Annotated in this window: 21 protein-coding genes; 17 read left to right on the top strand and 4 right to left on the bottom strand. The window is 67.7% G+C overall.

Annotated features, from left to right (window positions below):
- Positions 1-29 precede the first annotated feature (29 nt).
- Together panB and panC are read left to right on the top strand one after the other, a co-directional pair.
- Entirely contained in the window at positions 30-1,028 is a 999-nt protein-coding gene (gene panB / locus IHE57_RS05715) for a 3-methyl-2-oxobutanoate hydroxymethyltransferase (protein WP_253719937.1), read from the top strand.
- The gene (gene panC / locus IHE57_RS05710) at positions 1,028-1,885 is read left to right on the top strand and encodes a pantoate--beta-alanine ligase (RefSeq protein WP_209323528.1); all 858 of its coding nucleotides are present in this window, start codon (positions 1,028-1,030) and stop codon (positions 1,883-1,885) included. Before panB ends, panC begins: the two co-directional genes overlap by 1 nt.
- Before the next feature lie 25 nt (positions 1,886-1,910).
- Here panC and IHE57_RS05705 read toward each other — a convergent pair whose 3' ends face one another.
- The gene (locus IHE57_RS05705) at positions 1,911-2,618 is read right to left on the bottom strand and encodes a LysE family translocator (protein ID WP_209323527.1); all 708 of its coding nucleotides are present in this window, start codon (positions 2,616-2,618) and stop codon (positions 1,911-1,913) included.
- A gap of 144 nt (positions 2,619-2,762) precedes the next feature.
- Between IHE57_RS05705 and IHE57_RS05700 the strand changes: the two genes are divergently transcribed.
- From IHE57_RS05700 to IHE57_RS05665, 8 genes are all read left to right on the top strand, one after another.
- A complete protein-coding gene (locus tag IHE57_RS05700) occupies positions 2,763-3,674 on the top strand; it encodes a LysR family transcriptional regulator (RefSeq protein ID WP_209371517.1) in 912 nt (303 codons plus the stop codon).
- 92 nt (positions 3,675-3,766) lie between these two features.
- Positions 3,767-4,900, top strand: coding sequence for a GuaB3 family IMP dehydrogenase-related protein (locus IHE57_RS05695; RefSeq protein WP_209323525.1), 1,134 nt, complete (start codon positions 3,767-3,769; stop codon positions 4,898-4,900).
- Positions 4,901-4,931: 31 nt separating this feature from the next.
- On the top strand, positions 4,932-5,945 hold the full coding sequence (locus IHE57_RS05690; RefSeq protein WP_209371514.1) for an SURF1 family protein: 1,014 nt from the start codon (positions 4,932-4,934) through the stop codon (positions 5,943-5,945).
- A 2-nt stretch (positions 5,946-5,947) separates the two neighbouring features.
- Positions 5,948-6,385, top strand: coding sequence for a DUF3817 domain-containing protein (locus IHE57_RS05685; protein ID WP_209371511.1), 438 nt, complete (start codon positions 5,948-5,950; stop codon positions 6,383-6,385).
- 156 nt (positions 6,386-6,541) lie between these two features.
- Positions 6,542-8,125 (top strand): glutamine-hydrolyzing GMP synthase, encoded by a 1,584-nt coding sequence (gene guaA, locus IHE57_RS05680; RefSeq protein ID WP_209371502.1) that lies wholly within the window; start codon positions 6,542-6,544, stop codon positions 8,123-8,125.
- A 157-nt stretch (positions 8,126-8,282) separates the two neighbouring features.
- Positions 8,283-8,987: a biotin transporter BioY gene (locus IHE57_RS05675; protein ID WP_209371500.1), complete on the top strand. Its 705-nt coding sequence runs from the start codon at positions 8,283-8,285 to the stop codon at positions 8,985-8,987.
- Positions 8,984-9,712, top strand: coding sequence for an energy-coupling factor ABC transporter ATP-binding protein (locus IHE57_RS05670; protein WP_209371497.1), 729 nt, complete (start codon positions 8,984-8,986; stop codon positions 9,710-9,712). Before IHE57_RS05675 ends, IHE57_RS05670 begins: the two co-directional genes overlap by 4 nt.
- Complete coding sequence (locus IHE57_RS05665) at positions 9,709-10,431, top strand: CbiQ family ECF transporter T component (protein WP_253719935.1); 723 nt, start codon at positions 9,709-9,711, stop codon at positions 10,429-10,431. Before IHE57_RS05670 ends, IHE57_RS05665 begins: the two co-directional genes overlap by 4 nt.
- Before the next feature lie 58 nt (positions 10,432-10,489).
- Here IHE57_RS05665 and IHE57_RS05660 read toward each other — a convergent pair whose 3' ends face one another.
- A complete protein-coding gene (locus tag IHE57_RS05660; protein ID WP_209371494.1) occupies positions 10,490-11,671 on the bottom strand; it encodes a glycosyltransferase family 4 protein in 1,182 nt (393 codons plus the stop codon).
- Positions 11,672-11,877: 206 nt separating this feature from the next.
- On the opposite strand from IHE57_RS05660, the gene IHE57_RS05655 reads away from it, so the two are divergent.
- From IHE57_RS05655 to IHE57_RS05645, 3 genes are all read left to right on the top strand, one after another.
- A complete protein-coding gene (locus tag IHE57_RS05655) occupies positions 11,878-12,483 on the top strand; it encodes a LemA family protein (RefSeq protein ID WP_209371492.1) in 606 nt (201 codons plus the stop codon).
- On the top strand, positions 12,480-13,334 hold the full coding sequence (gene truA, locus IHE57_RS05650) for a tRNA pseudouridine(38-40) synthase TruA (RefSeq protein ID WP_209371490.1): 855 nt from the start codon (positions 12,480-12,482) through the stop codon (positions 13,332-13,334). The genes IHE57_RS05655 and truA overlap by 4 nt, the downstream gene beginning before the upstream one ends.
- Before the next feature lie 181 nt (positions 13,335-13,515).
- The gene (locus IHE57_RS05645; protein ID WP_209371487.1) at positions 13,516-15,981 is read left to right on the top strand and encodes a bifunctional metallophosphatase/5'-nucleotidase; all 2,466 of its coding nucleotides are present in this window, start codon (positions 13,516-13,518) and stop codon (positions 15,979-15,981) included.
- A gap of 291 nt (positions 15,982-16,272) precedes the next feature.
- On the opposite strand, the gene IHE57_RS05640 is transcribed toward IHE57_RS05645, so the two are convergent.
- Complete coding sequence (locus tag IHE57_RS05640) at positions 16,273-18,528, bottom strand: hypothetical protein (protein ID WP_253719933.1); 2,256 nt, start codon at positions 18,526-18,528, stop codon at positions 16,273-16,275.
- Entirely contained in the window at positions 18,525-21,014 is a 2,490-nt protein-coding gene (locus IHE57_RS05635) for a hypothetical protein (RefSeq protein ID WP_209371484.1), read from the bottom strand. Before IHE57_RS05635 ends, IHE57_RS05640 begins: the two co-directional genes overlap by 4 nt.
- 320 nt (positions 21,015-21,334) lie before the next feature.
- Here IHE57_RS05635 and rplM point away from each other — a divergent pair, with 320 nt between their 5' ends.
- The 4 genes from rplM to IHE57_RS05615 all read left to right on the top strand — a co-directional run bounded on the left by rplM (position 21,335) and on the right by IHE57_RS05615 (position 25,105).
- Positions 21,335-21,778 (top strand): 50S ribosomal protein L13, encoded by a 444-nt coding sequence (rplM, locus tag IHE57_RS05630; protein WP_209323514.1) that lies wholly within the window; start codon positions 21,335-21,337, stop codon positions 21,776-21,778.
- Positions 21,779-21,810: 32 nt separating this feature from the next.
- Positions 21,811-22,323, top strand: a complete 513-nt coding sequence (gene rpsI, locus IHE57_RS05625; protein ID WP_209323513.1) for a 30S ribosomal protein S9 — start codon at positions 21,811-21,813, stop codon at positions 22,321-22,323.
- A 173-nt stretch (positions 22,324-22,496) separates the two neighbouring features.
- On the top strand, positions 22,497-23,849 hold the full coding sequence (gene glmM / locus IHE57_RS05620; RefSeq protein WP_209323512.1) for a phosphoglucosamine mutase: 1,353 nt from the start codon (positions 22,497-22,499) through the stop codon (positions 23,847-23,849).
- Between the two features lie 221 nt (positions 23,850-24,070).
- The gene (locus tag IHE57_RS05615; protein WP_209371482.1) at positions 24,071-25,105 is read left to right on the top strand and encodes an FAD-binding oxidoreductase; all 1,035 of its coding nucleotides are present in this window, start codon (positions 24,071-24,073) and stop codon (positions 25,103-25,105) included.
- Positions 25,106-25,158: the final 53 nt, after the last annotated feature.

Below are 25,158 nucleotides of genomic sequence, written 5' to 3'. Positions count from 1 at the left end.
CGACGACATCGCACCAACGAAGGATTCCCATGCCCGATGCGGCACATTCGAACCAGACAGCACCAGCGAAACCGACAACGCCCATGAACTCCGCCGAGGAGCCGCCCCCGTACGGCGGGCCCGGCTCGACCGACTCGACCGGCTCGACCGGCGTTTCCGACTCGCCCGGCGCCTCCGGGGCGGCCGGCGGCGCACCCCGGGCGGCCGGCGCGGATGCCCCCGCGGCACCGCCTCGGCGAGTGCGCACCCTCGACTTCATCAAGGCCAAGTCCGAGGGCCGACGCTGGGCCATGCTGACCAGCTACGACCAGTACACGGCCGCACTGTTCGAACAGGCCGGAGTCGAGGCCCTGCTGGTCGGCGATTCGGCGGCGAACAACGTCTTCGGCCACGCCACGACGCTGCCGGTGACCGTCGACGAGCTCATTCCTCTGGCCCGCGCAGTCGCCTCGGCGACGAATCGTGCGCTCGTCGTCGCGGACCTGCCCTTCGGCAGCTACGAGATCTCCGACGAGCAGGCGGTGGCCACGGCCGTGCGCTTCATGAAGGAAGCCGGCGTCCACGCGGTCAAGCTCGAGGGCGGGGCGACGATGGCCTCCCGGATCAAAGCGATCACCACGGCGGGGATCCCGGTCATGGCCCACATCGGCTTCACTCCGCAGGCCGAGCACAACCTCGGCGGGTACAAGGTCCAGGGCCGCGGCGAGGCCGGTGCCGCTCTGCTCGACGATGCTCGCGCCGTCGCCGAAGCCGGCGCCTTCTCCGTGGTCATGGAGATGGTCCCCTCGGGGCTGGCCGGGCAGGTCACGTCCGAGCTGTCGATCCCGACCGTGGGCATCGGCGCCGGTGCGCAGACCGACGCTCAGGTCCTCGTCTGGCAGGACATGGCGGGTCTGCGCACGGGCCGGGCTCCGCGCTTCGTCAAGCGCTACGCCGATCTGCACTCGGTGCTCACCGAGGCGGTCGGAGCCTATGTCGACGAGGTGAAGTCCGGGGCGTTCCCCGAACCCGAGAGGGGCTTCGACTGATGGAGGTCGGAGGCATCCAGGCGCTGCGTCGGTGGCGGGCCCGGCAGTCGGGCAAGGTGGGCCTCGTGCCGACGATGGGCGCCCTGCACTCGGGGCATCAGGCGCTGATGACCCGGGCGCGGGCCGAGTCCGACCTGGTCGTGACCTCGATCTTCGTCAACCCGCTCCAGTTCGGCGCCGACGAGGACTTCGTGCAGTATCCGCGCCCGTTCGCCGCCGACCTCGAGAAATGCGAGGAGGCCGGAGTCGACTTCGTCTTCGCACCGGCGCTGGGGGAGATGTACCCCTCGGCGCCCGAGGTCAGGGTCAGGGCCGGGCGCATGGGTGCGGTCTTCGAAGGCGAGGCCCGGCCCGGGCACTTCGACGGCGTGCTCACGGTCGTGGCGAAGCTGTTCAACCTCATCGCACCCGATGTCACGGTCTTCGGCCTCAAGGACATCCAGCAGTTCTGCCTGGTCAAGAGGATGATCGCCGACCTCGATTTCGATATCGAGATCATCGGTCTGCCCGTCGTCCGCGACGGCGACGGACTGGCGATGTCGAGCCGCAACGAATACCTCACCGGGGCCGATCGGAATCGCGCCTTGGCGATTCCGCGGGCCCTCGAAGCCGCCGCCGAGGTGGCTGCGGAGGTGCCGTCCGGAGGCGGGGGAGGGCCCGCCGCGGTCGAGGCGGCGGCGCGAGCCGTACTCGATTCCGCGGCCGAGCGCGGAGACCTCGAGGTCATCTATCTCAGCCTTGTGGATTCCGCGGACCTGCGCCCGTGCGGCCCGGACTTCCGAGGGTCGGCACTGCTGCTCGTCTCCGCGACCGTCGGCGGCACTCACCTCATCGACAACCTGCCGCTGGAATTCTGAGCGCTTCCGGCTGCCGGCTGTCGGCTCAGATCGGGATCGCGATGACGGCGATGCCGATGATCAGGAGGATGCCGGCCGAGGCGGCTTCGATGAAGAAGTCGGCGCTGCGGTGGGCCATCGCCGAAGCCGCCAGGCTCGCGGTCAGGGCCAGGACGATCTGGTAGGACAGCAGCACTCCGAGGATCAGGGCGATGAGCACCGCATAGTCGACGCCGCTCGGCGAGGCGGGTACGAGCGTGGGCAGGATCGCGAGGAAGAACAGACCGACCTTCGGATTGCTCAGGGACGAGACGATGCCGCGACGGTAGGACACCACCGATCGCAGGTGCCCCCAGGAGCTCGACTCCATGACGGTAGCGATCTCACTGACCGGGCCCTCAGGGGTGTGGTCGGCCGGTTCGGTCGAGGGCGTCGCCTGGGCAACGGACGCCGACAGCTCACGGCGCAGCCGGACCGCCTGCCTGGCAGCCAGCACTCCGAGGAAGCACAGATACAGCCCGCCGACGACCTTGAGGACCTGCACGGCCGCAGGATAGACGGTGAGCAGGGCGGAGACCCCGGTCAAGGCGAGCACCATCCAGATGACGGTACCGGTGGCCGTGCCGAGCGCGTAGACCATCCCGGCCTTCCGTCGCAGCGAGGAGAGGCGGATCGTGAGGATCGTCTCGGGCCCGGGCGTGACCGCAAGCGCGGCAGCGGCACCGGTGATGGTGAGGATCTCGGGACCGGTCACGGCTCTCCTTCGAAGAAGTGGGGGACAGAACGGCACACATCGCGTGGGACTTCTCCATTCTGACGGCAGAAACCTGTTGAGAAAAGCAATTGATTGCTAATGATCATCAGGTGCTGCCGAATGGTTCTCCGCTAGGCTGGGAGCATGTGGGATCTCAACCGGCTCCGAGTCTGGCGCGCCGTAGTCGCCACGGGATCCGTGGTCGATGCCGCGAGGAGCCTCAACTTCACGCCGGCGACGGTCAGCCAGCACATCACCACTCTGCAGAAGAGCCTCGGCGTGCCCCTGTACCGGCGTTCGGGACGCGGCATCGAGATCACGGAGTTCGGCAAGCGTCTGGCCGAGGAATCCGGCGAGGTCTTCGCCTCCGTGACCAAGCTCGACGATCTCGTCGAGAGCTTCCGCAGCGTCAGTCGCCCGCGGATGCGCATCGCGGCCTTCACCTCCTTCAACGCCCGACTGCTGCCCGGCATCATCGAATCCGTCGCTCGTGACCACCCGAACCGGCGCTTCGACATCCAGCTCAACGAACCGGCGAAGGTCCGGCGCAGCCACTGCCTCATCGAGATCCGCAGCGAGGTCCCGCAGGAGGGCGAGATCCATCTGCCGGAGATGACGCGCGTGCCGCTCTTCGACGATGACTACAGGGTCGTCGTCTCCGAGCGGCACGAATTCGCCGGTCTCGACTCCGTGCCGTTCAAGGACCTCGAGGATCAGCCCTGGGTCGACTACGACCTGTGGTCGGGGCCCACGAGCAAGGTCGTCGACCTCGCCTGCGCCGCAGCCGGCTTCGAACGCAGGAACTTCGCTGCCTCCGAGGACGATTTCGCCGCCCTTGCCCTCGTGTCCTCCGATCTGGCGATCACCGTGCTGCCGCGACTGTCGACGCTGCAGCTGCCGCCCGGTCTCGTCGCCGTCGGCCTGACCGATCCCGTGCCGATGCGCCGAGTGGTCATGCACGTGCGTGAGAGGGATGCGCACCTGCCGCATGTGCGTGCCTTCGTCACAGCCGCCGAGGCGGTCGTCGCCGCCCACCTCGACCGCACCGCCCCCTGATCTCAGGCAGCAGTCGTCCCTGCCAGAGAGACCAGGTGTTCCTCATAGTGGGCTGAGACCTGGCCCGGAGGGCGGTGGGATAGGCTGTTGGCGTGAGTTCTGAAATCGAGATCGGCAAAGGCAAGCGCGGCCGTCGCGCCTATTCTCTGGACGACATCGCCATCGTCCCCGCCCGGCGCACCCGCGACCCCGAAGACGTGTCCCTGAGCTGGCAGATCGACGCCTACCAGTTCGAACTGCCCTTCATCGGCGCACCGATGGACTCGGCCATGTCGCCGGAGACCGTCATCGCGCTGGGCCAGTTCGGCGGCCTCGGCGTGCTCGACCTCGAAGGACTCTGGACCCGCTACGAGGATCCGGCCCCGCTGCTGGCCGAGATCGCGCAGCTGCCTTCCGAGATGGCGACCTCCCGGATGCAGGAGCTCTACTCCGCTCCCATCCAGGCCGAACTCATCACCGCCCGCCTCGCCCAGATCCGTGAGGCCGGAGTCACCGTCGCCGGTGCCCTGACACCGCAGCGGACCCAGGAGTTCTACAAGACCGTCGTCGATGCCGGTGTCGACATCTTCGTCATCCGCGGCACCACGGTCTCGGCCGAGCACGTCTCGACCCACACCGAACCGCTCAACCTCAAACAGTTCATCTACGAACTCGACGTGCCCGTCATCGTCGGCGGAGCGGCCACCTACACTGCGGCCCTGCACCTCATGCGCACCGGCGCCGCCGGCGTCCTCGTCGGCTTCGGCGGGGGAGCGGCGGCCACGACGCGCAAGACCCTGGGCATCCACGCCCCGATGGCCACGGCCGTCGCCGATGTCCACGCCGCCCGCCGGGACTACATGGACGAATCCGGCGGCCGCTATGTCCACGTCATCGCCGACGGCGGCCTGGGCACCAGCGGCGAGATCGTCAAGGCCTTCGGCGTCGGCGCCGACGCCGTCATGCTCGGCACCGCACTGGCCCGGGCGACCGAGGCACCCGGGCGCGGCATGCACTGGGGCGCCGAAGCCCACCACCCGGAGCTGCCGCGCGGCCACCGAGTGGAACTCGGCACCGTCGGCAGCCTCGAACAGGTGCTCTTCGGCCCCGGCCGCACCGCGATCGGCGAACTCAACCTCGCCGGCGCCCTGCGCCGTGCCCTGGCCACCACGGGCTACCTCGACCTCAAGGAATTCCAACGCGTCGACGTCACCGTCTCGCCCTACCAGACTGGTTCGGTGGTCTGAACTGTTCCGCCTGGCGCTGACCCCCAAATGGTTGGGGTCCCTGCTCCTCGTGCTGGTGCTCGTCACCTGCTTCGTCGGCCTCTCCTCGTGGCAGGTCAACCGCGCACAGCACAAGAACGACGTCGCCGATTCCGCCGGGGTCGAGAAGCTCAAGGACTTCAACGACGTCATGGACGCCCAAGCCCCGATGCCCGGCGTCCTGGCCGACCAGCGGGTCAGCCTGAGTGGACACTGGGTCCGCGACGCCCAGGTCGTCGTCCCCGGACGCGTCCAGGACGGTGACACCGGGTACTGGGTGGTCACGATGTTCGCCCCTGACGGGGCCCACCTCGGCGAGGGGGTCGAAGCGGCGAACGCCGATGAGAAGACGATCGCGATCCCCGTCGTCCGCGGCTTCACCACCGACGAAGAGCTGGCTGCGAATTCCCGCGCCGCCGCAGGCGATGTCGAGCTCACGGCCCGGATCGGACCCATCGAGGGTCCACAGCCGGGCAACGATCTGCCCGACGGCCAGGTGCGCACGGTCTCGACCTCGCAGATCATCAACATGTTCCCCGATCTGCTCACCTACTCCGGGTTCCTCATCCCAGAGAGCGCGAGCGGGGCCGCCGCCTCGGTCGGCACCGACGGACTCGAACAGGTTCCGACCACCACGACCCGCGACGAGGGCGGATTCGATCTGCAGTCGGCGGTGTACGCCGTCGAGTGGCTCATCTTCGCCGCCATGGCCCTCTATATGTGGTTCCAGCTGCTGCGTGACGACTATATGCGCCGCCGCCTCGGCGAGGATTCCCAGGATTCGGAGAACCGCGTCGAGTATGTTGTCGTCAAGGCCGCCGGTGCCTCGAGCATCGACCCCGAGGTGATGTCGGGCCTGACCGGACTGCCGGCCCACCGCCACGGTGGGAAGAAGCCGGGCAGGCGCCGCCGCGGCAGCCGAGGCGAGGACCGCGCCGATGGGTCGTCCGGCGATCAGCCGAAGGGCACCGACGCAGGTCCGGCCGACAATTCAGACACCGATACCCGCACGACCGGAGGAAACTGAGCGTGAGCGAAGAACACGAGTCCTTGGACTCCCGCCCCGACTTCGATGAGTCCGATGTGTGGAGCGTCAAGCGCTTCACCTCGGCGCGCAATGCGCTGAAGTTCTACCGGGTGATGGCCTTCATCACCGGTACGATGCTGCTCATCCTCACGGTCGAGATGATCTACAAGTACCTCATCGCCGCCGACTCCGAGACCGCGCTCAACTTCGGCGGGTTCAACCTCGCCGCAGCCATCGCGATCTGCCACGGCTGGTGCTACGTCGTCTACCTCATCGGCTGCTTCTGGCTCAACCAGCAGATGCGCTGGAGCCTCGGCCGCTACCTCGTCCTCGCCCTGGCCGGCGTCGTGCCCGTGATGTCGTTCATCCTCGAGCGCCGCATCCACCGCCAGGTCGACGCCGAGCTCGAAGCCGCCGTCGTCGTCGCGCCCAAGAGCTGAGCCCCATCCCCGAGGCGGGAAGCCCGTCGCCGAGGCGGGAGCTCGGCCCGTCCTGTCCGTCCCCGAGGCGGGAGTTCGGCCCGTCGCCGAGTTGAGGCGTCGGAGGTGCGGAACCCCGAAATTGGGCGGCGAGTGGCCGACGCATAGAATTGGACCATGACGCAAACCCAGAGCACACAGGTGCCCCCTGTCCTCGTCGTCGATTTCGGCGCCCAGTACGCCCAGCTCATCGCCCGCCGCATCCGTGAGGCGGGCCTGTACTCGGAGATCATCGCCCACGATGCCACGGCCGCCGAGTTCGCGGCGAAGAAGCCCGTGGCCATCGTGCTCTCCGGCGGTCCCTCGAGCGTCAATGACGAAGGCGCCCCGAGCTTCGACACGGGTGTCTTCGACCTCGGGATCCCGACCATGGGCATCTGCTACGGCTTCCAGCTCATGTCGACTAGCCTCGGCGGTCGGGTGGCGAAGACCGACAAGCGCGAATACGGCTCGACCCCGCTGTCGGTGACCGACACGGGTTCGCTGCTGGCCGAGACCCCGAGCAGCTACAAGGTCTGGATGTCCCATGGGGACTCCGTCGCCGAGGCGCCCGCCGGCTTCGACGTGCTCGCGTCCACCCCTGACACTCCGGTCGCGGCCTTCGAATGCCCGACCAAGCGCTTCGCCGGCGTGCAGTGGCACCCCGAGGTCCTCCATTCGGAGAACGGCCAGAAGATCCTCGAGAACTTCCTCTACAATGTCGCGGGCCTCGAAGCCGACTGGACGAACGCCTCGGTCATCGACGAACAGGTCGAGCTCATCCGGGCCCAGGTCGGCGACAAGAAGGTCATCTGCGGACTCTCCGGAGGCGTCGACTCCTCGGTCGCCGCGGCGCTCGTACATAAGGCGATCGGCGACCAGCTCACCTGCGTCTTCGTCGACCACGGCCTGCTGCGCGAGGACGAGAGGAAACAGGTCGAGGAGGACTACGTCGATTCGATCGGCGTCCGCCTGGTCACCGTCGATGCGCGTGAGCGGTTCCTCTCCCAGCTCGCCGGAGTCACCGACCCGGAGGAGAAGCGCAAGGCCATCGGCCGCGAGTTCATCCGCACCTTCGAGACCGCTGCCGCCGACCTCGTGCTCGAGGCCCAGGAGGACGAGGGCGAGGACATCGCCTTCCTGGTCCAGGGGACCCTCTACCCCGACGTCGTCGAATCCGGAGGCGGATCGGGCACCGCGAACATCAAGAGCCATCACAACGTCGGCGGCCTGCCCGATGACATCCAGTTCGAGCTCATCGAACCGCTGCGCGCCCTGTTCAAGGACGAGGTCCGCGCCATCGGCCGCGAACTCGGCGTGCCCGAGGGCATCGTCTCCCGTCAGCCCTTCCCCGGGCCGGGACTGGGCATCCGCATCATCGGCGAGGTCACCGAAGAGCGTCTGAATATCCTCCGCAAGGCCGACGCCATCGCCCGTGCCGAGCTGACGAAGGCCGGCCTCGACGGGGAGATCTGGCAGTGCCCGGTCGTCCTGCTGGCCGACGTGCGCTCCGTCGGAGTCCAGGGCGACGGCCGCACCTACGGCCATCCCGTGGTGCTGCGTCCGGTCTCGAGCGAGGACGCGATGACCGCCGATTGGACGCGCATTCCCTACGATGTGCTCTCCGTCATCTCCAACCGCATCACCAACGAGGTCGACGACATCAACCGCGTCGTCCTCGACGTCACTTCGAAGCCTCCGGGCACCATCGAATGGGAGTGATCGACCGGCCGTGAGAGACACGGTCGGTGCCGAGGCGACTTTCGGATGACCCCCGATTTCGGGTCCTGAACAGTGTTCAGTTACTGTGGTGGGTGTCCGGGGTCGCCTCGGGTGCGTCCGGAATCGGACCGGATGGATCACGAACTATGGAGTACTTATGTCTCAGGCACACAGCACCGCCTCGGCGGGCATCCCTCGTCCCCGCTCCGCCGGTCGTGCCGGCGATATCGCACTCATCGCGGTCTTCGCCGCCATGCTCGCAGCCTTTGCGATGATGCCTCCCGTTCCCGTCGGTCCTGCCGGGGTGCCGATCACCCTCCAGACGTTCGCCATCGCCCTGTGCGGAATGGTGCTCGGACCCTGGCGGGGAGCCGCGGCGACTCTGCTCTACGTTGTCGTGGGTCTGCTCGGCCTGCCGATCTTCTCGGGCATGAGCGGCGGCATCGGCGTGCTGGCCGGACCGAGCGCCGGTTACATCCTCTCCTTCACCCTCTATGCTCTGGCTGCGGGACTCGTCGCTCGCTGGGCCGTGCGCCGCTTCCATGGAATGCGGCTCGGACTGGCCCTGTTCGTCGGAGGGTTCGGCGGCAGCCTGCTGCTCAACCACCCGCTGGGGATCCTGGGCATGTCGATCAATGCCGATCTGCCGTTGAGTGTCGCAGCCGTCGCCGACCTCGCCTACTGGCCCGGTGACATCATCAAGAACATCCTCGCCGCCTCGGTCGCGGTCCTCATCCACCGGGCGTTTCCCGATGTGCTCCGCCGCCGCGGAAGGGCCGTCGCGTCGGCTGTCGGTGCCGGCGATGCGGGCGCACCTGCTGCGGCTGGTGCCGGCGAGAGCCGGGAGCCTGGCCGCAAGTGACACGTGAGATCCGATTGACCGACGTCGCCGTCGGCGTCCTCGACGAAGGCCCCGACGGCGATGTGGTCCGGCCGATCCTCCAGGACGTCAGCTTCACGCTGACCGAGGACATCGTCGCGGTCATCGGCGCCAACGGCTCGGGCAAGTCGACCCTGCTGCAGCTGTTCAACGGCCTGGTCACGGCGAACGCGGGACAGGTCCTCGTCGACGGGTTCGACCCGGCCCGACAGGGGTCGAAGGTGCGATCGCGCGTCGGCTTCGTCTTCACGGATCCCGCCGCGCAGTTGGTCATGCCGACCCCGGTCGAGGACATCGAACTGTCCCTGCGCAAGTCCGTGCCGAAGTCGGAGCGCAGAACTGCGGCCCTGGCCGTGCTCGACGAACTCGGCATCGCCGATCTGGCAGATCGCAGCGTCTACGAGCTCTCCGGGGGACAGCGCCAGCTCGTGGCCCTGGCCGCGGTGCTCGCCGTCGATCCGCAGATCCTCGTCCTCGACGAGCCGACGACGCTGCTCGACCTGCGCAACAGGGAGCGGCTGCGGGTGCATCTGCAGGAGCTCGTGGCTCGGCGCGGAGTGCGCATCGTCCTCACCACCCACGACCTCGAGTTCGCGCACCTGGCTCAGCGCGCACTCGTCGTCGAAGACGGCCGCATCGCCTGCGATGCCGCCCCCGCCGAGGCGGTCGAGACCTACCGTCAGATAATCATGAGCGATACGCCATGACCCGGGATCCTCTGGCAGGCGCGAACGCTGACGGGGCTGACGCCGGCGGTGCGAACGCTGCCGGGGCTGACGGCGCCGCGGCCACCTGGCGCAAGCATGCCGGGATCAGACCGCGGCCGCAGCTCTTCGGGAAGGTCGCGGCCACCCGCGGTTGGCTGCACGCGGTGCCGACCGGAGCCAAGCTCGGATGCATCGCGGCCATCGGCATCGTGGCGCTGATCTTCCGCGACCCGGTCATCAACTGGTCGATGTTCGCAGTCCTCGTCATCGTCGGGTTCACGGCCCGGCTGCGACTCTCGTACTTCTTGCGGACCTGGCTCTACGTCGCCGTGCTGGTCACCATCGTCATGGCCCTGCAGTACTTCTTCGGTTCCCTGCAGTCCGGTCTGGCCGTCGGCGGCACCGTGTTCGCCTGTGTCCAAGCGGCGCTGCTGCTGACGCTGACGACCACTGTCGCGCAGCTGCTCGACGCCTTCACCGTGCTGGTGAGCCCACTGCGAACCTTCGGCGCCAACACCGAGGCGATCGCTCTGACCGCGAGTCTCATGGTGCGGGCGATCTCCCACATCTCGGGCCTGCTGGGGGAGGCCGAGCGGGCCGCTCGTGCCCGCGGTCTCGATTCGAGCATCAAGGCCCGAGTGGTGCCGGCGATCCTGCGCTCGGTCAAGTATGCCCAGGACACCGGTCGGGCCCTCGACGCCCGCGGCATCGTCGACTGAAGCGGGCGCGGGCGCAAGCGCCTCGGCGAGGCCGGGGCTGCATCGTGCGTCCTCGAGCCTAGTAGGGCAGGGTGTCCTCAAGACCGGGACCGAGCATTGAGCTGAACCCGCGCCCGAGCACCTGCGGCGCAGGATTCTCGATCGCCTGGGAGTAGTGGCCGATGAGCTGGGAGCACACGCTCTTCCAGCTGAGCGAGGACACCTGCTCACGACCGGCCACACCGAAGGCGCGGCGCTTCGCCTCGTCGCCGAGCAGATCGACGACATGAGCACGCAGGGCACCCAGGTCCTTCGGCGAGTAGAGCCAACCGGTCCGTGAGGAGTCGACGAGGTCGAGGGGCCCGCCTCGGGCCGGGGCGATGACGGGAACCTCCGAGGCCATCGCCTCCTGGATCGTCTGGCAGAACGTCTCGAGCTCACCCGGGGTGACCATGACATCGAAGCTCGCGACCGCCTGCGCCAGAGCGTCCCCACCGAGGAATCCCGTGAAGTGCGCTCCCGGCAGGGACCTCTCCAGGCGGGACCGCCACGGCCCGTCGCCGACGATGACGAGACGGGCACCGGGAATATCGGTGAGCACCGCGAGATCCTCGACCTGCTTCTCCGCGGCCAGCCGGCCGGCATAGCCGATGATCTTCTCTCCGTTCGGCGCCACGGAGCGTCGCCACGCCTCGGACCGGTGTCCCGGGTCGAAGCGGGAGGAATCGACCCCGCGGGCCCACAGGGCCACCTCGGCGACACCGAGGCCGGAGAGCTGATCGATCGTGTAGCTCGACGGGGCCAGCGTCAGCGAGGAGTGCTGGTGGATATTGCGGACGTGGTTCCACAGCATCGCCTCGATGCCGTGCATTCCGTAGCGGGCGGCATAGGCGGGCACCTCGGTCTGGTAGATCGCCACGGTCGGCAGGCTGAGTGCCTGGGCCGCGAGCACTCCGCGCCAGCCGAGGACGAAGGGGCTGGCGAGATGGACGACGTCCGGGGCGAAGCGCTGGAGGAGACGGCGGATGCGGGTGATGCCTCCGGGAGCGACGCGGACGCGCCGATACTTCGGCAGGGCGATCGAGGGGACCCTGACGATGGGGACTCCGGCGACCTCCTTCGGTCCGTCGCGGCGGGTGCCCGGGGCGATGACGAGGACCTCGTCACCGCGGTCGGCCAGATGGTCGAGGACTCGCAGGAGTGAGTGGGTGACCCCATTCATATTGGGGAGGAAGGACTCTGCAATGATCGCTACTCTCACGATCCCCAGCCAAGCCCCGCCCGGTGACGACCGCATGGCCCGGAGGCGACGAGGCGGCGACATCTGGTCGAAATCACGTTCGCGAGGCGTCTGAACCCTGCGTAAACTGAGGTGTCGGAAAAGCTCGCCCCGTCTGCGCCTCAACGCGGGCGGTCGAGCACAGTGAACGAACTCAGCGTCAAGCGCACAGTCGAGGGGAGCGGCCCGTGGTCTGGTTCATCGTCGGCGGCTGCATCGTCGCCGCCTTCGTCGTCCTTCTGCTCGTCCTCACCATCCTGCGGTTCAACCAGCTGTCCATGGCCCGGTCGCTGTGCGATGAGGCCAAACGGCAGCTGATCGGAGAGATCCGCGCGCGACACGCTCTCGTGCCGGCCTACATCGGCACCCTCCAGCAGATCGCCGGCCAGGACCTCTCCACCATAGAACTCGCCCTCGCCTCCGCAGAACGTGCTCCCTTCGACCACCGCGGCGCGGCCGCCGAGAACGCGCTGACCGAGGCCGTCGACGAGGCCGCGCTCATCCCCGCAGCCATGACCGAAAGGTCCCTGACCGAGGACTTCGCCCGCTCCGGGCAGGCGGCGGTGAACGAGGAGATCGATACGACGATCCAACTGCTGCACGGTCAGCTGCAGGTGCTCACCGAGCGGATCCTCGCCGCCGCCCGCTTCTACAACACGAACGTCGAACGCTATCACCGGCAGCGCATGCGCCCGATCTCCCGCCTGTTCTCCAACGTCTTCAAACCCCGCGACCCCTTCACCGAGGTCGCCGGTGACGAGGGCGGGCCCGCCTCGGCGAGGTCTGCGGCATGACCCGCTTCCGCATCGACCTCGGCTACCGCGGCACGGATTTCCACGGCTGGGCCAAGCAGCCGGGCCTGCGCACCGTCCAGGCCGCGCTCGAATCCGGGCTCGAACGCATCACCGGCACCGAGGTGGCCACCGTCGTCGCCGGACGCACCGACGCCGGGGTGCACGCCAGGCGGCAGGTCGTCCACATCGACCTGAGCGCCGATGCGATGGCCAAGCTCATCGGCCGATCGAACCGCTCCGCCGAGGTGGCTCTGCTCTCGCGTCTGCGCGGAGTGCTCGGCGCCGACGGCTTCTCCGACATCGTCATCCACGCCGTGACCGAGGTGCCCGAGACCTTCGACGCCCGGTTCTCCGCACTGTGGCGGTCCTATCAGTACCGTCTGGCCGATCATCGGTCATTCATCGATCCGCTGCTGACCGCCGTCACTCCCCGGCACAAGGGCGAACTCGACGCCGAAACCATGGCCGAATCCGCCGCCGAGGTGCAGGGGCTGCACGACTTCCTGCCCTTCTGCAAACCGCGCGAGGGCGCGACGACGATCCGCACCCTCCACGAGCTGCGGGTCGTCCGCGACCAGGACGCGGTGATCACCATCGACCTGCGCGCCGATGCCTTCTGCCACCATATGGTCCGCGCGCTCGTCGGCGGGCTGATCAAGGTCGGCTCCGGCAACTGGGCGATCACCCGACCCGCGGAGCTCATCGCCGAGGCCGACGCAGGTCTCGCCCCCGACGTGCCCATGTTCGTCACCCCCGCCGAGGGCCTCGTGCTCACCGAGGTCGGCTACCCGGCACCGGAGGAGTACGCCGCCCGTGCGGCCCAGACCATGGCCCGCCGCGACCGCGAGTAGGCGCGCCACTTCATCACGCATGTCGTGATTATGAGAGAATCCCCCTTTCCAGATGTGAGAATCCTGTGTAGATTGTCACTCAGGTAACCCTGAGTTCGCATCGGCACTGCGGGACGGAACCGTCTCCCGCTCCTCGTCACCGTTGATGTGTGCCCGATGAATAACCGAAGGAACTGAATACATGTCCAAGCTTGTGTCGAAGGTGTTGGCCGCAGGAGCGGCGGTGTCGATGCTGACTCTGCCCGGTCTCTCACCGGCCGTCGCCGCGCCTGGCCTCGGCGCGGGGCAGTCCTCCACGGCTGGAGCCGGCGACTCGCACAATGACGCGAACAGCGCTGACGAATCCTCCGCGCAGGCCGCCGCATCCGGCACCCAGGTGCAGCTGCTCAACATCACCGACTTCCACGGTCGCATCTCCGACGCCGGCACCCAGGTCGCCTCGGTCGTCGAAGAGGAGCGTGCGGCCTTCGCCGAGAAGGGCGACACGGGCATGCTGTCGGCCGGTGACAACATCGGCGCCTCACCCTACAACTCGTCCTCGGCGAAGGACACTCCGACAATCGACGTGCTCAACGCGATCGGCGTCCAGGCCTCGGCGGTGGGCAACCACGAATTCGATCGCGGCCTCGCCGACCTCTCCGGACGCGTCGTCGACGAGGCCGACTTCCCCTACCTCGCCGCGAACGTCTACGACAAGGGCTCGCAGAACGTCGCCGACGGCCTCGACGAATACACGATCGTCGACGTCGGCGAGGTCAAGGTCGCCGTCATCGGCGTCGTGACGAAGGAGACCGCAACCCTCGTCTCACCGGCCGGGATCGCCGACATCGAGTTCGGAGACCCCACCGACGCGGTCAACCGGGTCGCCGACGAGATCGAGGAGCTCCCGGGAGGCGAACAGCCGGACATGACGGTCGTCGAGGCGCACCTCGGCGCCTCCTCGACCGAGAATCTCGAGGACGCGAAAGCCTCGAACGCCGAGTTCGAGAAGCTCGTGACGAAGGCCGACGCCTCGATCGACGTGCTGTTCACCGGCCACACCCACCTGCCGTACAGCTTCGAGGCACCGGTCCCAGGTGACGCGGACCGGACCCGTCCGGTCCTCGAAGCCGGCAACTACGGCGAATACGTCGGTCAGGTCCAGCTCACCGCCGACGGGGAGGGCAACTGGACGACGGACACGGCCGAACTCATCGACACCGAGGACAAGAGCTACGACTCTCCCGTCGTCGACGAGGTCGAGAAGATCATCGCGGACGCTGACGAAGCGGCCAAGGGACCCGGCTCCGTCGTCCACGGCAAGATCACCGAAGACATCACCCGCGCGAAGATGGACGGCAACGAGGACCGCGGTGCCGAGTCCACGCTGGGCAACCTCGTCGCAGATGCGCTCAAGGACGGCGTCGAGGACTCGCAGCTGCCCGGGGCCGACTTCGGCATCACGAACCCCGGTGGTCTGCGCACCGACCTCCTCTGCGATCACATCTACGGCGAAGAGGAGAAGTGCGAGGTCACGGCTGCTGAGCTCAACGAGGTGCTGCCGTTCGCCAATGACCACGGCGTGGTGACGATGACAGGCGAAGACGTCATCGGACTCTTCGAAGAGCAGTGGCAGCCCGAAGGGGCACGCAACGCGTTCCTCCATCTGGGCATCTCCGACGAAGTCGATGTCGTCTACGACTCGAACGCTGAGCGGGGCGAGCACGTGAAGTCCGTCGAGGTCAACGGTCAGAAGGTCGACCCGAACGCGGACTACCGGGTCGCCACCCTGAGCTTCCTCGCCGCCGGCGGTGACAACTTCTCCTCCTTCGCCAAGGGTGATTTCGAACAGTCGGGACTGACCGACTTCGACACCTGGGTGTCCTACTTCGAGAAGAACACGCCCGTGGCGCCGGATGAGAACGAACGCCAGGCCGACCTGGCCGAAGACGTCATCGACCAGGGCGATCTCACCGCCGAGCTGACCGGCCCGAAGACCATCGCTCCCGGTGAAAGTGCTGATTTCAAGCTCAAGATGAATGCGAAGTCTGAGGTCGCCGGCCCGATCGACGTCAGCGTCGACGTGCCCGAGGGATTCGCCGCCGAGGCAGCCGGAGCTTCGTCCCAAACGGCTTCCGCGAAGGGTCCCGAGGTGAGCACCGAGGCGACTGCGGCGACGATCACCCTCGACTCGATCGCGGCGGGGGAGAGCGAGACCTCGGTGACGGTGACCGCGCCGGAGGACGCCTCGGGAGACGTGACTGTCACGGTCGGTGTGCAGGCGAACTCCGAAGGCCCGTGGTGGGACGACAACCCGCTGCCGATCGCACACGAGTTCGCGACCACCGCTGCCGTATCCGAGGACGCCGGGGCCTCCGCCGGTGATGATGGAGCGGCCGATGGCGGTGCCGCGGGCGGTGGTGACAGTGCGTCCGGGGCGGATGGTTCGGCCGATGATGGTGGTGCCAACGCCGCCGAGGGGGCAGACGCTGCGGCCGACGGCGGTGAGGCGGACGGATCCGGTTCGAACGCGAACGGTTCAGCGGACGGCAGCGATCTGCCGCGCACCGGCTTCGAGACGTTCAATGTCGTCGCCGCGGCTCTCGCGCTCATCGTCGCCGGCGGCACAGCGATCACAGTGGTCCGTCGTCGCAGGATCAGCATCTGAGTCGACGACGGGCAGGCGGGGCCTGAGAGTACGCCGCTGCGCTGTGCGGAACCGTCGCTGTCGGCAGCTCCTCGACCGAGCCTCCCTCACCGTCAGCGCTTCGACTGAGCATCCCTCACCGTCAGCGCCTTCGTCTACAGTCAGCTGCATGTCAGAGCGGTGCACCGGTGCGACGAGGCGCTGCGCCGCTGAAGTGTCACGAACGGTGCGGGCAGCCGCGAACGGTGAGAGTTGCCGCGACCAGAAGGTACTGCCGCGAACGGTGAGGGATGCAGCTTGTCGGTGCCGCTGCTATCGGTGAGTTCCGTCGGCAGGCGATTCATCCGCAGCCGCAGAAAGCTCCTGCGATGTGCGGGCCGTACCTGAACCGTCCGCAGCGGCAGCGTCCTCAGCAGCATGTGCCGGCTCGTCGTCGCCACCCGTCGGCGGCGGCAGAGGTGCTGTGAAGGTCTCCAGGTGAGTGAGGACCGGCACGAGGAAGAGGATGCCGACCGCCGGGACCACGATGCCCGAGTCGTTGATGAGCGTGCCGACTCCCAGCAGGATCGCCAGGCTGATCATCGCCGCGCGCAGGAGCGGAATCCGCCGGTAGGCGTCCTGGAGGCCCCGCAGACCGAAGCGCGCGGGATCGAGCGCCACCCAGAAGACTCCGACGATGATGAGCGGCAGCACCAAGGTCATCCAGGACTGAGTGAGGATGTCGATGTTCATGCCGATCTTGCGGGCGAGCACGTTCAGCGCCTCTCCGCTGATGATCGAGTCGAAGAAGCGTCCGAAGTGTGTGCGCTGCTCGGGCGGGCGCAGCCAGTCGAGGAAGAGCACGGCGAGCATGACGAAGCCGGCGATGCCCACCGTCAAGCCCAGCCGCTTGAGGGAGAAGCGGATGCTCGCGACGGCAAGGACCAGATAGGCCACACCGATGATGAGCGTCGGCACGGAGCCGAACTTCGTGCCCAGACCCGGTGCGGCCAGCAGGACGCAGGACACGATCACCGGCAGTGTGACAATGAGGATGCGGTGGAGTGGCTTGGCAACCAAAGAGGCGAAGCCGGCCACGGCCAGCAGCAGCGCGCAGCAGTAGAGCGCCAGCGCCGAGTTGCCGATTCCGTAGAACCGGGACGCGATGAGCAGCGGCTCGCCGAGCAGGGTCGACATCTGCAGCTGGGAACCGGTGACGACGTCATAGGCGAGCACGCCGACGGTGACGACCGAGACGAAGAGGACGGGGCCGAACTTGTGTCTGCGCCACGGCCCGAGCAACGCCAGCGCACCGAGCAAGAGCGCCCATCCGCCGAGGGCCCCGAGCATCGCGATGTCGGGATTCGTCGCCCGCTCCCATGGCACGGTGTTGACCAGATAGGTCGAGATCGGCATCGCCGCGAAGACGACACCGAGGCGGTAGGCCCCGGAATGGACGAGCTGCCGATGGTTCTTCCGCAGGAACCAGGCCGAAGCGAGGAGCCCCACCATCAATGAGGCGACCACGGGGAAGAACCACGTGGACAGGTCGCTCTGCGTCTTCACGGCCACCTGCCGATCGAGCACGGCCTGATAGCGCGCCTTCCAGTCGGACCCGCTCGAGGTCGAAGTCATCGGGGCGCCGGCGGCATTGTCCATCTCCTCGGCTCCGGAGAGCTCCACCAGGGTGGGGGCGAGATCGGGCACCTGCACCAGACCCGGCTGACGCGTCGACGACGAGGTCAGCAGGCCCGGAGGCTGCCCGGGCCGCAGCATCATCGTCGCCTGCATCGACGAACCCTCGTGCGCGCCGTCAGCGATGGAGGAGAACACCATGGGGGTGCGGCCCTCGCCGAGGCGGCCCTGGCGTTCGTCGCTCATCCACCCTGTCGATTCGAGGATGTCCCCGACCTGCCGGTCGAGCTGCTTGAGCGAATAGCCGTCGGCGGCGGTGTTGCCGAGATCGACGAGGGTGAGCTCATCGTGTGCGGACGACTTCGCCACCTGCGCGCCCAGATCCGATCCGACGGGGGACCAGTTCTCCACATGACCGGAGGGGCTGGCAGCGGCGATCGCGGCCCCGGCGCCGAAGGAGCGGATGTCAGGAACCGCCTCGGCGAGCGCTCCGAGGGAGGCATCGTAGTTGTCACTGCGGGCGACTTGGGCGTAGACGTCCCAGTCGGCAACCCATCCGTCCATCGGCGGGGCCGGCTTGCGGCACTCGTCCCGGGGCTCGTCGGCGGCCCTTCGACCGGATCCCAGCCCCAGCCAGCCGTCGACCGGGCAGCTGGTCGACCGCACGCTGCGGGGCGTGATCGTGCCGATCTGCGCGTTCTTCATCACGACCCACAGATTCGGGGTGGTGCGCGGATCGAGGTCTTCGAAGCTGAACCCGGAGACGTTGATCGAAACCACGCCCTCACCCGACGGATCGTCGCCCCGGTCCGCCGAGTCAGCTGACCGGTCCGAGTGCCCTGATGGCGAGCTCGCACCGGCGTGCACCGCCTGCGGCAGACCGAGGACGACGAGGGTCAGGGCCAGGACGCTGAGGAGAACCCGAGCGGCGGTGGAGAGCGCAGGACCTCTCATGGGCGCACCTCCTCGGCGCCGGTCTCCGACGTCGCCACGGTGTCCTCGGCGTGCTCGGCGCTCAATGCCAGCAGGTAGGGCAGGAGCACCATGGCTCCGGTCGAGGGCACGGCGACGCCGGAGTCGGTGAGCACGAGTCCGACGCCGAGGCCGGTGGCCGCGGCGAGGAACCCGAAGTGGAGGTCGGCGTCGGTGAATACCTGAGGCAGCTTGCCCCGCCACTTGTTGACGAGTCGTCCCGTGCGGCTGTCAGCACTCACGCGGGGGAGGTGGAGCAGGTAGCGCAGGAAGAACAGGACGGCGATGACGGCCAGCGGAGTGACGATGGCCAGAGCGGGGTTGATCTGGATGATGTGGAGGTTCGCCCCGAGCTTCCGTCCGATTACCTGCAGGGCCTCGCCCGTGACGATCTGGTCGAAGAAGGTGCCGAAGTGGGACCGCGCCCCCGGAGCGCGCAGCCAGTCGAGGAAGGCGATGCCGATGAGCACGGTCAGGGAGGCCAGGCCGATGAGACCCAGCCGGAGGATCGACAGCCGGACCTTCGTCAGGAGCGCCAGAAGCACCATGAGTCCGGCGAGGATGGCGATCGTGCCGCCGAACTTCGCCCCCCACGAGGGGTTGCCGGAGACGAACACGGCGAGCAGACCGACGACCACGGGCAGGACGATCACGGCCCTGCGATGACCGCGCGTCCGCAGCCAGGAGATCACGAGGCCCAGGAAGACGAAGAGGCTGACGATGAAGATCGCCGCTCCCTGATTGCCCAGACCGTAGTAGCGGCCGCCGACGATCGGGTTGTAGCCGAGCAGCGAGTTCGCCTGCAGGTGCGAACCGGTCGCCAGATCGATGGACAGGACGAGTAGGTTCGTCAACGTCAGCGCGCCCACGCGCCCGCGCCAAGTCCGTCCCCACGGAGGGATCAGCGCGAGAGCGAACTGCGCGGCGGCGGTGCCGAGCACGGACAGGAGCAGACCGAGGTCCGGCTGAGACATCCGTGACCAGGGGAGGAGCCCGGCGAGGAACGCACCCATGGGCAGGGTCGCGATCGCCAGCGAAGCCCAGCCGAGGAATCTGTGGACGAGCGGCGCCAGGGTGGCCCCGCCTCGGCGGCCGAGGACCGACCTGCTCAGAAGCAGAGCGCAGGCGAGGAAGAGGGAGTAGAAGACGATGTCCAACGTCACGGAGAACGTCGACAGGTGTTCGTAGATCGTCGTCGACTTCTGCGCATCGGCGACGAGATCGTCGATGCGCTGCTGCGGATCGTCCTCGGTCGGGGTCTGTTCGAAGCCGACCGCCCCGGGGGCCGGCACATCGAGGAGGTCGAGGATCCCTGGGGCCAGGTCCGTCAGCTGCAGCAGACCGGGGGTGCGGGTCGTCGCCGAGGACAGGGAGCCGGGTTCGAAGCCGGGACCGGCGGCGATGAAGGCGCGCAGCTGGGGCAGGCCCGAGCTGTCGCCGAGGCCGGCGACGATGATCGTGGGCTCACCGGCACCCTCCTTCGCGTTCTCCTCCACCTCCTGGAGCCGGTCACCGAGGCGGCGGTCGGCCTCGGCGACCCGGTCCTCACGATCGAAGTCGGACGGAACGGTGTAGGAGTAGCTCGGGATCGGGTTGAACAGCCAGGACCGGATCCCGATCGCCCCGAGGTCGACGAAGCCGAGCCGGCAGTCCGTGGCGATCGCATCGTCGGCATAGTTCGCGACCACGCCCTGCTCATCGGCGGCGGCATAGGCGGCTCCGGGACCCTCAGCGGCGACGCACGACTCGAGGCCCCGCCCCTCCTGCTGGGCCATCGTGCCCTCCGATGCGACCTGGCCGTAATCGGCCACCGCGCGGGCGAGCATGCCGTAGTCGACGGAGTAGCCGGAGCCGATATTGGGTTCCTTGACAGCATCGAAGCCTTCGATCCGGGCCGTGGTCGTCCCGGCAGCCGAACCCTGCGCATGAGTTTCGTCACTCTTCTCGCCGGTCTCGTCCTCGTCGGTCGGCTCGGCGGCTCCCTCATCGGAGTCGAGCGCGTCGCCGTCGAGGTCCGTGGTGGGCGCGATCATCGTCGGGCAGCGGGCCGTGTCCTCTTCGTCGGCCGCCTCGGCGGCGGGGGAGGGGCCGGCCTCGGCGCGGGCACCGGCGCCGAAGGACAGCCAACCCGATGCGGGGCAGGTGGCCGAGCCGATCGTGCGCACATTGAGATTGGCGGCGGCGCCCTCGGAGAGCAGACGGAAGAGGTGCGGCGTGCGTTCGCGGTCGATATCGTTGATGGTCAGGCCGGGGATGCCGAAGACGATCGTCTTCCCGTCCGGGGCTCCGGCCTCCTCGGGGATCTGCTCGGTGCCGTCGGCGCTGACCCCGGCAGTGCCGTTCGCACTGATCTCGCCGGTGGTGCTCGCGGCATCGCGCGCGACGCCGTCTTGGGACGCCGTGCCGTCCGCCGAGGCGGGGGCGAGTCCGAGTCCCGTCGTCAGGAGCCCGATCAGGAGACCCAGCACCAGGATTCTGAATGTGGGAAGTCGTGAAGGCAGGCTGGAGAGAGTCGGCACAGCACAATGGTATCGGCTCGGGTCTCACCCCGTCCTGAGACCGCTCTGAGCGTTTGCTCCCCGACTGAATGGGCGTGTATATTTGATTGTCGTTGTGTGTGTCTGTCGCACTCCCTTACATAGCCTCATGCGTTGCAGGCCCGTAGGTGAGGGGAAGGCGTTGGCAGGCTCATCCGATTGAAGACAACCAGTGCTCGAGGCCCAGTGGACTCACGACCCGCCCGGGACCCGGCGCTGCATTTGAAGAAGATACGAAAAGAAGGCTACTTTTGCGTACGTACACACCCAAGCCCGGTGACATCGAGCGCCAGTGGCACGTCATCGACGCCACTGACCAGGTGCTCGGTCGCCTTGCTTCGCAGGTTGCACGCCTCCTGCGCGGCAAGCACAAGACCACCTTTGCTCCGAATGTCGACACCGGCGACTTCGTCATCATCATCAACGCCGACAAGGTCGCGCTGACCGGTGCGAAGCTCGAGAAGAAGCGCGCTTACCGCCACTCCGGATACCCCGGTGGCCTCAAGAGCGTGAACTACGCCGAGCTTCTCGCCACCCATCCCGAGCGTGCAGTCGAGAAGGCTGTCGCCGGCATGGTTCCGAAGAATCGTCTCGGACGTGCCCAGATGCAGAAGCTGAAGGTCTACGCAGGTGCCGAGCACCCGCACGCCGCTCAGAATCCGCAGCCGTACGAACTCAGCCAGGTCGCGCAGTAAGCGCCTGAGCTCTAGACATCCCGAGGAGAACCGTGGCTGACACCACTAACGCGACCGACGTTGTCGACGAAGAGATCGCGACCGAATACACTTCCGAGACTCCCGCATCTGCCGGCCTGGGCGAAAGCACCGCCGGTGGACGCGGACAGTCCCTGACCGCTCCCGGCAACGGAGTGGGCCGCCGCAAGCAGGCCGTTGCTCGCGTCCGCCTCATCCCGGGCACCGGCGAGTGGACCATCAACGGACGTACTCTCGAAGAGTACTTCCCGAACAAGCTGCACCAGCAGCTCGTCAACGAGCCCTTCACCCTGCTGGACCTGAACGGACGTTTCGACGTCGTCGTGCGGATCTCCGGCGGTGGACCCTCCGGACAGGCCGGCGCCGTCCGCCTGGGCGTGGCTCGCTCGCTCAACCAGATCGACGCGGAGTCCAACCGCGCCGAGCTGAAGAAGGCCGGTTACCTGAGCCGCGACGCTCGCGTCCCCGAGCGCAAGAAGGCCGGTCTCAAGAAGGCCCGCAAGGCACCTCAGTTCTCGAAGCGCTGATCGACCTGTTCGAGAAGCTGCGGCTGGTCTGCCACTGAGTCGCAGTCATCGACAGTTCAGTTCGACGAACGTGCGAAAGCGGCCCCGAACCTGGTTCGGGGCCGCTTTTCTCATATCCGGACTCGGCGCGGGAATCGACTAAGATCGACTCCGACAAACGAAAGGAACCCCACATGTCTCGACTATTCGGTACCGACGGAGTGCGCGGTCTGGCCAATCGCGACATCACGGCGAAATTGGCGCTGCAGCTCTCCGTCGCAGGATCACGCGTGCTCAGCCGCGGCTGGACGGGCGAGAGGCGACCCTTCGCGGTCGTTGGGCGTGACACGCGTGTATCCGGCGAATTCCTCTCCGCCGCGCTCAGCGCCGGCATCGCCTCGACCGGGGTCGACGTGCTCGACGCCGGGATGCTGCCGACCCCGGGCATCGCCCAGGTGGTCAAGGACACCGGTGCCGCCTTCGGCGTCGTCATCTCCGCCTCGCACAACCCGATGCCCGACAATGGCATCAAGTTCTTCGCCGCCGGCGGCACGAAGCTCGACGACGCGATCGAGGACGAGATCCTCGCGATCTTCGACGAGGAGTGGGAGCGCCCGATCGGCGAGTCCGTCGGGCACATCTCCCGCTACCCGGCCGCCGCCGACGAATACACCGAACACCTCGTGGCCTCCCTCGGCGCTGAGGGGACACGTCCGCTGTCCGGCCTCAAGGTCGTCGTCGACTGCGCCCACGGTGCCGCATCCATCGTCGGTCCGGCCGCTCTGCGTCAGGCCGGCGCCGAGGTGATCGTCTCCGCCGCCGAGCCCGACGGCTTCAACATCAATGACGGAGTCGGCTCGACTCATCTCGAACCGCTGCAGCGCCTCGTCGTCGAAACCCAGTCGGACCTCGGCGTGGCCTTCGACGGCGATGCCGACCGCTGCCTGGCCGTGGACTCCCGCGGACGTGTCGTCAACGGCGACCAGGTCATGGGCATCCTCGCGATCGGGCTCAAGGAGCTCGGCGAACTCAAGGGCAACACCCTCGTCACCACCGTCATGTCGAACCTCGGTCTCAAGCAGGCGATGGACAGGTACGGCATCGCGACCGTGCAGACGTCTGTCGGTGATCGCTACGTGCTCGAGCGGATGCTCGCCGACGGCTACGTCCTCGGAGGCGAGCAGTCCGGCCATGTGCTCATGCTCGACCACGGCACGACCGGAGACGGTGTGCAGACGGCCCTGCACCTGATGAAGCGCATGGCCGATGCCAAGCGCACCCTGGCCGACCTCGCCGCCGAGATCCCGCAGCTGCCGCAGGCCCTCGTCAACGTCAAGGGCGTGGACAAGCACGGGTTCGATCATCCGCAGGTCGCCGCCGAGGTGGCAGCCGTCGAGGCCGAGCTCGCCGACACCGGTCGGGTGCTGTTGCGCGCCTCGGGCACCGAACCGCTCATTCGCGTCATGGTCGAGGCGGCCACGGAGGACACCGCCTCGGCTCAGGCCGAGCGGCTCGCCGCCACCGTCAAGGAGCATCTGGCGCTCTAGCGCGTTCTGCCGCTCTGCCCGCTCCGCCGCTCGATCAAGGGTTCGCTCGGATGTGCTGCGTTTTGAACGCGCGATATCCGAGCGAACCCTTGACCGACGTGGGACTCCGGGTCGGGGTAAGTCAGATGTAAGCGCAGGCTGGGAGCATCGACACATCCAACGGCGGATGAGTCGAGCGTCGTTGGTGCGAAACCCTCACATCTTCCAACGATCGGAGATCCATGACTCTGCAATCCCAGCCGGTCCTCACCGATGCCGCACGTGAGGATACGACCGATTCCGCCGCCGAACTCGCCGCGATGGTCGGGCCGGTGACGATCCACCTCCCCGGCGATCCCGCGTACGACGAGGCCAGAAGACTGTGGAACACCGCCGTCGATCTGCTTCCCGCAGCGATCGCGGAACCGACCACCGCCGCCGAGGTGTCTGCCGTCGTCACCGCGTCACGAAAGCTCGGGCTGAAGGTCGCTCCGGTGAGCACGGGCCACAACGCGGGCCCACTGGTCCGACATGACCTCACATCGACCGTCCTCGTCAAGCTCTCTTCCATGACCGCGGTCGAGGTCGATCCGTCGACCGCCATGGCGAAGGTGCAGGGAGGAGCTCTGTGGGGTGACGTCATCGACGCCGCCGGGGCTCATGGACTGGCCTGCCTGCACGGATCCTCGCCCGACGTCGGAGTGGGCGGATACCTGCTCGGCGGTGGGATCTTCCTGTACGCGCGCCGACTGGGAATGGCCACCAGCAGTCTCACGGCCGTCGAGATCGTCCTGGTCGATGGCCAACTGGTTCGTGCCGACCGCACACAGCATCAGAGCCTGTTCTGGGCCCTGCGCGGAGGGGGCGGCAGCTTCGGCATCGTCACCTCCTTCGAGTTCTCGCTCTACCCACTGGCCACCGTGCATGCGGGAATGATGGTCTGGGACATCGACGATGCCGAGCGGGTTGTGAGGGCCTGGGCCGAATGGGCTCCTGAGGCCCCCGAGGAGATCACCACGTCGATGCGCATCCTCAACCTCCCTCAGTCCCCGGACATCCCGAAGAAGTGGGCGGCCGTCCGGTCGTCTGCATGGACGGCGCCGTCCTGGCCGACGAAGGCCGTGCGGCGAGCATCCTCGCTCCTCTCAGGCAGCTGTCGCCGCGAGTCGACACCTTCGCGCAGGTGCCGCCCAGCTCGATCGCACGACTCCATATGGACCCCTGGGCCCGACTCCGGTCACCGCGAACACGGCCCTGCTGGGACGACTGACGGATGAAGCCGTCGATGCGTTCCTCGCCCGGGTCGGGCCCGGCACCGAGCACTCCCTGC

This window comes from Brevibacterium renqingii (assembly GCF_017808105.1).
Classification (GTDB): domain Bacteria; phylum Actinomycetota; class Actinomycetes; order Actinomycetales; family Brevibacteriaceae; genus Brevibacterium; species Brevibacterium renqingii.
The sequence above is the reverse complement of the archived record's forward strand: the minus strand, read 5'-3'. Positions and strand labels throughout refer to the sequence as shown.

Coding starts and splice junctions, on each gene's coding strand:
- IHE57_RS05645 (WP_209371487.1), top strand. CDS start 13,516: ATGTCCAAGCTTGTGTCGAAGGTGTTGGCCGCAGGAGCGGCGGTGTCG.
- IHE57_RS05700 (WP_209371517.1), top strand. CDS start 2,763: ATGTGGGATCTCAACCGGCTCCGAGTCTGGCGCGCCGTAGTCGCCACG.
- glmM (WP_209323512.1), top strand. CDS start 22,497: ATGTCTCGACTATTCGGTACCGACGGAGTGCGCGGTCTGGCCAATCGC.
- IHE57_RS05665 (WP_253719935.1), top strand. CDS start 9,709: ATGACCCGGGATCCTCTGGCAGGCGCGAACGCTGACGGGGCTGACGCC.
- guaA (WP_209371502.1), top strand. CDS start 6,542: ATGACGCAAACCCAGAGCACACAGGTGCCCCCTGTCCTCGTCGTCGAT.
- panC (WP_209323528.1), top strand. CDS start 1,028: ATGGAGGTCGGAGGCATCCAGGCGCTGCGTCGGTGGCGGGCCCGGCAG.
- IHE57_RS05640 (WP_253719933.1), bottom strand. CDS start 18,528: ATGAGAGGTCCTGCGCTCTCCACCGCCGCTCGGGTTCTCCTCAGCGTC.
- truA (WP_209371490.1), top strand. CDS start 12,480: ATGACCCGCTTCCGCATCGACCTCGGCTACCGCGGCACGGATTTCCAC.
- panB (WP_253719937.1), top strand. CDS start 30: ATGCCCGATGCGGCACATTCGAACCAGACAGCACCAGCGAAACCGACA.
- IHE57_RS05615 (WP_209371482.1), top strand. CDS start 24,071: ATGACTCTGCAATCCCAGCCGGTCCTCACCGATGCCGCACGTGAGGAT.
- IHE57_RS05675 (WP_209371500.1), top strand. CDS start 8,283: ATGTCTCAGGCACACAGCACCGCCTCGGCGGGCATCCCTCGTCCCCGC.